Annotated in this window: 6 protein-coding genes and 1 pseudogene; 3 read left to right on the forward strand and 4 right to left on the reverse strand. The window is 68.1% G+C overall.

The window, feature by feature from the left end:
* Positions 1-41 precede the first annotated feature (41 nt).
* Positions 42-1568, forward strand: coding sequence for an oligopeptide:H+ symporter (locus tag G3N92_RS12695; protein ID WP_206127873.1), 1527 nt, complete (start codon positions 42-44; stop codon positions 1566-1568).
* 101 nt (positions 1569-1669) lie between these two features.
* Positions 1670-1876: a hypothetical protein gene (locus tag G3N92_RS12700; RefSeq protein ID WP_206127874.1), complete on the forward strand. Its 207-nt coding sequence runs from the start codon at positions 1670-1672 to the stop codon at positions 1874-1876.
* 105 nt (positions 1877-1981) lie between these two features.
* On the opposite strand, the gene G3N92_RS12705 is transcribed toward G3N92_RS12700, so the two are convergent.
* The 3 genes from G3N92_RS12705 to G3N92_RS12715 form a co-directional block, all read right to left on the reverse strand.
* Complete coding sequence (locus G3N92_RS12705; protein ID WP_206127875.1) at positions 1982-3103, reverse strand: OpgC domain-containing protein; 1122 nt, start codon at positions 3101-3103, stop codon at positions 1982-1984.
* 431 nt (positions 3104-3534) lie between these two features.
* Complete coding sequence (gene rarD / locus G3N92_RS12710) at positions 3535-4434, reverse strand: EamA family transporter RarD (RefSeq protein ID WP_206127876.1); 900 nt, start codon at positions 4432-4434, stop codon at positions 3535-3537.
* Between the two features lie 17 nt (positions 4435-4451).
* Entirely contained in the window at positions 4452-4748 is a 297-nt protein-coding gene (locus tag G3N92_RS12715) for an acylphosphatase (protein WP_206127877.1), read from the reverse strand.
* Between the two features lie 140 nt (positions 4749-4888).
* On the opposite strand from G3N92_RS12715, the gene hpnA reads away from it, so the two are divergent.
* Positions 4889-5899, forward strand: a complete 1011-nt coding sequence (hpnA, locus tag G3N92_RS12720) for a hopanoid-associated sugar epimerase (RefSeq protein ID WP_206127878.1) — start codon at positions 4889-4891, stop codon at positions 5897-5899.
* 35 nt (positions 5900-5934) lie between these two features.
* Here the strand turns inward: hpnA and G3N92_RS12725 are convergent.
* Positions 5935-6761, reverse strand: a pseudogene (locus G3N92_RS12725) (hypothetical protein); the annotation flags it as partial.

Genomic DNA, 6761 nt, shown 5'->3' on the forward strand with positions numbered 1-6761 from the left:
CACGCGCGATGCGGCGCTAAAAACGATATTCGAGGACAACGATGCCCGTCTCAACACCTGTTTCCAAAACGCGATCGTTCGCAACGGTCTTTCTGATCGAAATGTGGGAGCGCTTCGGCTATTACGGCATGGTCGCGCTGATGGTGCTGTTCATGGTCGAGAAGCTCGGCTTCGAGGACAGCAACGCGAACCTGATCTGGGGTGCGTTCGTGGCGCTGATCTACGCGGCGCCGTCGGTCGGCGGCTGGATCGGCGATCACGTGCTCGGCACGCGCCGCACGATGCTGATCGGCGCGGCCGTGCTCGGCGTCGGCTACCTGATGCTCGCGATGCCGAACGACAGTCTTCAGTTCCTCTACACATCGCTCGGCGTGATGGTGGTGGGCAACGGCCTGTTCAAGGCGAATGCCGCGAACCTCGTGCGGCGCATCTACGAAGGCGACGACGCGCGCCTCGACAGCGCGTTCACGATCTACTACATGGCGGTCAACATCGGCTCGACCGTCTCGATGCTCGTCACGCCGTGGATCAAGGATCGCTGGGGCTGGCACCCGGCCTTCGCCGTGTGCTGCGCCGGCATGGCGGTGGGGCTCGTCAACTACTTGCTGATGCAGCGCACGCTCAAGCACGTCGGCTCGCAACCCGACGACGCGCCGGTGCGCTGGGGCCGCGCGGCGGCCGTCGCGGCCGGCGGCGTGGCGCTCGCGCTGGTCACCACGTTCCTGCTCGGCCACAAGGCGCTGGCGGTGGCGGCGGTATGGACCGCCGCGTTCGTGGTGCTGGCGATCTTCGTCTACATGATCGTGCGGGCGAACCGCTCGGAGCGCTCGGGCCTGATCGCCGCGCTGGTGCTGATCGCGCAGGTGATCCTGTTCTTCGTCTTCTATCAGCAGATGTCGACCTCGCTGACCTTGTTCGCATTCCGTAACGTCGATCCGGGCTTCACGCTGTTCGGCACGACGCTGTTCACCTGGAGCGCCGGCCAGTTCCAGGCGCTCAATCCGATCTGGATCATGTTGCTGAGCCCGGTGCTGGTGTGGATCTACAACTCGCTGTCGAATCGCGGCGTGAACGTGCCGGTGGCCGTGAAGTACATGCTCGGCTTCGCCGTGGTGGCGGCCGGCTTCTTCGTGTTCGCGGCGAGCGGGCGCTTCGCCGTGGACGGCCGCGTGTCGTCGTGGTTCATGGTGGGCGGCTACGGCCTCTATTCGCTGGGCGAGCTGCTCGTCAGCGGCCTGGGCCTCGCGATGATCGCGCGCTACGTGCCGGCCCGGATGGGCGGCTTCATGATGGGCGCGTACTTCGTCGCCACCGGCATTTCGCAGTATCTGGGCAGCGTGGTCGCGAACCTCGCGCAGATGCCGTCGCACGATCTGCCGGCCACGGCGTCGCTGCCGCTGTACGTGCACCTGTTCTCGACCCTCGGCTGGGTGGCGGTGGGCGGCACGCTCGTGTCGTGCCTGCTGCTGCCGCTGATGGCGAAGCTCTCGCGCGCGCATCACAGCCACGCGCAGGCGCGCGAGAACGAGAACGCCGCTCTGCACGCGAACGGCGCGGCGGCTCGGTAATATCCCTCGGCGCGCGGCTTGCGCGCCACAGTCGGCCGGCGAAGCGCGCCGCGGCGTCCTACACTGAAAGCAGCCCGCCCCCGGGCCTGCTGGAGAGCGAGATGAACAAAAGGACGATCCGGATCGTGCGCACGCTGGCCGACATCCGCCGCGCGCAGCGCTGCACCGCGCTGCGTGCCGCGCGGGCGGCAGCCGAAGCGGATGCCGAACTGGCCCGCGCCGCCGATCCGTCGGACACCGCCGACGAAGCCCCCGAAGACGACCCCACGCCCGACTCCGCCTCCCGTATTCGCTCACCTTCGCGGTGAACGGCGCGGGCGGCCGGAATCCGACCTGGGAGCGCAAACGCGGGGATACGGAAACGGACGCGCAAGAAAAAAGCGCCGGAGCCCGGCGCTTCATGCTGTCGTGCCTTACGCCGGCGCGCGCCGCATGCGCTGCCACCAGCCGCCCGAGCTCGCGAGCATCAGCAGGCAGCCGAGCGCGACCGTATCGGCCGCGAGGCCCACGCCGAACGGCGAGAAGCGCGGGCTCATCGCCGCATGGTGCATCAGCGAATCGAGCGTGAGCGAGATCGCGGTGCCCACCACGTAACACACCAGCCCGCGCTGCCCCACGGCCACCACCGGCTGCACCGCGCGCGCGAGCTTGCCTACCCAGCCCGAACGCACCAGATCGGCCATCAACCACGCCACCGCGAGGAAGCTGATCACGCGCGGCCACGCCAGGTCGCGTTTCATCACGCCTTCGGGCAGCGGCAGCCCCGAGAACAGCTTGTAGTACGCGCACACCAACGCGATGCCGAGCGCCACGCCGGTCAGCACCGCGCCGTAACGGCTCGCGGCGAGCGTGCGATAGATCGGCTGGCAGCGCACCAGCGCGCCGAGCACGAACATCAGTTGCCACGCGAACGGGTTGAAGCTCCACTTGAACGACGGCGTGTCGAGCAATTGCGCGCCGAGCCACCCGGACGCAAGCCACGCGGCGCAACTGCCGGCGAACAGCCACACGGGCCAGCGGCGCGCGAGCGGCACGATGGCCGGCACGGCGAGCGCGAACAGCACGTACATCGGCAGCACCGACGCCAGATACGGCTGGCGCTGGAACGTCAGCACCTCGATCAGGCCCGTCAACGGCGTGGCCAGCATCACGCTGACATCGTCGAGCGCGAGATTCGGCGATTCGATGCCGTAATGATCGAGCACGGCGGACACCACCAGCATCAGCGTGGTGGTGGCGAGAAACGCGCGATAGATCTGCACCGCGCGCCGCATGAAGCGCTTCCGTGCGACGTCGGCGCCATAGCGCTCGGACATCGAGACGAACGCGCTCGCCGCCGCGAAGCCGCCGAGGAACACGAACACTTCGGCGGCGTCGCACAGCGCGAACGAATGCAGCGTGAACTTCGAGACGATGCTGCCGCCGATATGGTCGACGACGATCATCAACAACACGATGCCGCGAAAGAAGTCGATTTCGATCACGCGGCCGGAGCGCGCCGGTGCGGTGGCGTGGCGTGCGTCGGTCACTGCCATGACGCACGCTCGGAACGAAGCGGCGCGCGAACGCAGGCCCAACCGGAAATCGAAAGGAGAGCGAAGCATTGCGTGGCGAGGGGCGGCGACAAGCGCGCGGCGAGACACGTATGCCTGACTCGCATGCACCGTAGCGCGGGGGCGAAGACTGGACCGTTCATCGGGAAGAGACCGCATGCGAAAGTGGGACGGTCCGGAAAGTCTATACGCCGCTACGGGCATACCCTAAGTAACAAAATGCAACGAATTCTTCCGTTTAGTGACTGTCAGCCTTGCCAGACAAGCGTCAGCGATCCGTCATCGGTTTTTGTCATGTTTGATCGCAGAACGAAACAATCGAAACGGCGCACGCGGAATTTACTATGCGATCCGAAAGAAAACACGGGAAGCGGCGCGACGCGCACACGCGTGGTGCGCGCCGCCGCATACCATCAGTGCGCCTGCACGCGACGCAGGATCAGATAGCTGTGCCACGCCGTCAGGGCGACGGCGATCCAGATCGGGAAATACGTGCCGAGTTGCTGTGCGCTCAGCGATTCGCCGAGCAGCAGCACGGCGGCCGCGACGATCAGCACCGGCTCCACGTAGCCGAGGATGCCGAACAGCGCCATCGGCAACATTCGGCTCGCTTTCAGATAGCAGCCGAGCGCGAGCGTCGACAGCACGCCGAGCCCCGGCAGCCACACCGACAGCAACAGCGTGTGGCCGCTCACCGGCGTGCCGATCGTGAGCAGCGTGAGCACCGCCACCGGCAGCAGCGCGAGCATTTCGACGGCGAACAGCGTGAGCGGCTCGACATCCATGCGCCGGCGCAGCATGAAATACGGCGGATAGCCGATCGCCACCACCAGCGTCGGCCACGCGAACGCGCCGGTCACCCACAACTCGTGCAGCACGCCGAGCGCCGCGAATGCGATCGCGCACCATTGCAGCATCGACAGCGATTCGCGATAGACGAAGCGCCCCACCAGCACCATCGTCAGCGGCAGCAGGAAATAGCCGAGCGACACCTCGAGCATGCGGCCATGCAGCGGCGCCCACAAAAACAGCCACAGCTGCATGCCGAGCAGCGCCGCGCCGCCGATCACGGCGAGCGCCACACGCCGGTTGCCGGCCATGCGCCGCACGAGTGCCGCGAGCTCGCCGAGGCGGCCGCGCATCGCCACCAGCGCGAGCGCGCCGGGCAAGGTCCAGACAATGCGCCACGCGAAGATGTCGAGGCCTGTCAGCGGCGCGAGCAGCTTCGCATACACCGACATCAGCGCGAACAGCGCCGACGCGGCCACCGACAGCGCCAGGCCGCGCCGCGCCTCCGGAAATTCGTGAATCATCGATCCCGCGGCCCCGATCAGTTTTGCTGGAATCGCTCGAAGCGCTTGTCGGTCTGGCGTTCCTCGAACTCCACCTCGCTCACGCGCGCGGCGGGCGGCCCGTGACGCAGCCAGGCGAGCATCCGGTCGATCTCGGCGGCCGGCCCCTGGATCATCGCTTCGACCGAACCGTCCTCGAGATTGGAGACCCAGCCGCGCAACTTCAGCGAATGCGCCTCGCGCACGGTGGCATGACGAAAGCCGACGCCCTGCACCACGCCGCGCACGCGCACGTAGATCGTTTCCACCCGTTCGTCGAGATCGTTGCCGCTCATGTCGTTCCCCATCCGTTTGCATCGAAGCCCCGCATTGTAGTCGCGTCGCATGGCGCGCGCCGGGCGCCCGCGCCATGCGCAGCACGTACAATCGCGCATCACGCATAACCGCCGCGCGCCGCGCGACATCAAGGAATGGCATGACTGATACACAACGCGATCTCGTACTCGTGACCGGCGCGTCCGGCTTCGTCGGCTCGTCGGTGGCGCGCATCGCGCAAGCCAAGGGCTATGCGGTGCGCGTGCTGGTGCGCGCCTCCAGCCCGCGCACCAACGTCGCCGGGCTCGACGCCGAGATCGTCACCGGCGACATGCGCGACGAGGCCTCGATGCGCCAGGCGCTGCGCGGCGTGCGCTACCTGCTGCACGTGGCGGCCGATTACCGGCTGTGGGCGCCCGACCCGCTCGAGATCGAGCGCGCCAACCTCGAAGGCGCGGTCGCGACGATGCGCGCCGCGCTGGCCGAGGGCGTCGAGCGCATCGTCTATACCAGCAGCGTGGCCACGCTGAAGGTGACCAGCTCGGGCCAGTCCACCGACGAAACCTCGCCGCTGACGCCCGAAGGCGCGATCGGCGTCTACAAGCGCAGCAAGGTGCTGGCCGAGCGCGCCGTGGAGCGGATGATCGCCGAGGACGGGCTGCCGGCCGTGATCGTCAACCCGTCCACGCCGATCGGCCCGCGCGACGTGAAGCCCACGCCGACCGGGCGCATCATCGTCGAAGCGGCCACCGGCAAGATCCCGGCCTTCGTCGACACCGGCCTGAATCTCGTGCACGTGGACGACGTCGCGCACGGCCACTTCCTCGCGCTCGACAAGGGCCGCATCGGCGAGCGCTACATCCTCGGCGGCGAGAATCTGCCGCTGCAGCAGATGCTGGCCGACATCGCGCAGATGGTGGGCCGCAAGCCGCCGACCATCGCACTGCCGCGCGGGCCGCTCTACCCGATCGCATACGCCGCCGAGGTGGTCGCGAAGTTCACCAAGCGCGAGCCGTTCGTGACGGTCGACGGGCTGAAGATGTCGAAGAACAAGATGTATTTCACGTCGGCCAAGGCCGAGCGCGAGCTCGGCTATCGCGCGCGGCCGTATCGCGAAGGTCTCGCCGACGCGCTCGGCTGGTTCCGCGAGGCGGGCTACCTCGCGCGCTGAGCGCCGGCGAGGTGCCGGGTGCGTGCATCGCCGCATTACCAGCACTTTGTTACACGTCGGGGTCGAACCGGGCGCGATGCACCGGTTAAAATCGCGGGTCCTACGTAGAGAAGGCACGCATGAACCTGAACGACCAGATCGAAGCGCTCGGTGCGGGCATCGATCAGCTCATCCACACCGCGCAAACGGTCGCGGGCGCCGCGAAGGCCGCAATCGAATCCGCGGCTGCCGATCGGGCCGCCGCCCAAGCCGCCGGTGAGGAAGCGAGCGCCGCACGCGCCACCGCCGAACAGTTTTCCGCCGGGCAGGCCGCGGCCGAGCTCGCCGCCAAGCAGGCCAGCGCCGACCGCGCGGCCACCGAAGCCCTCCATGAACAGATGCGCGCCGTGCAGGCCGCAGCCGAAGCGGCCGCCGCACAGGCCGTCACCGACAAGACGGCCGCCGAAGCGCTGGCCGTGCGCGTCGGCGCCGATCGCGAAGCGGCCCACGCCGCGCTCAAGCAGGCCGCCACGCAACGCGAAGCCGCGGAAACCGCAACAAAACGGGCTGCAAGCGAGCGCGATGCCGCAGAACGCGCAATAAAGCAGGCGCAGACGGAACGCGAAGCGGCCGATCTCGCCATCAAGCAGGCCACGACCGAACGCGACGCCGCCGAACTCGCCACGCAGCAGGCGGCGAGCGAGTGCGCCACGGCCAAGGCCGCGATTTCGCAGGCGCTGGCCGAGCGCGAAGCCACGCAAGCCGAAGCGCGGCAGGCGGCCGAGGATCGCGAAGCAGCGCAAGCCGCAGCGAAGCAGGCGGCCGAGGATCGCGCCGCCGCCGAGGCCGCGCGGCAACAAGCCGCAGCCGACCGGGCAGCGGC

Source organism: Burkholderia sp. Ac-20379 (assembly GCF_017104645.1).
In the GTDB taxonomy this organism is placed as follows: Bacteria; Pseudomonadota; Gammaproteobacteria; order Burkholderiales; family Burkholderiaceae; genus Burkholderia.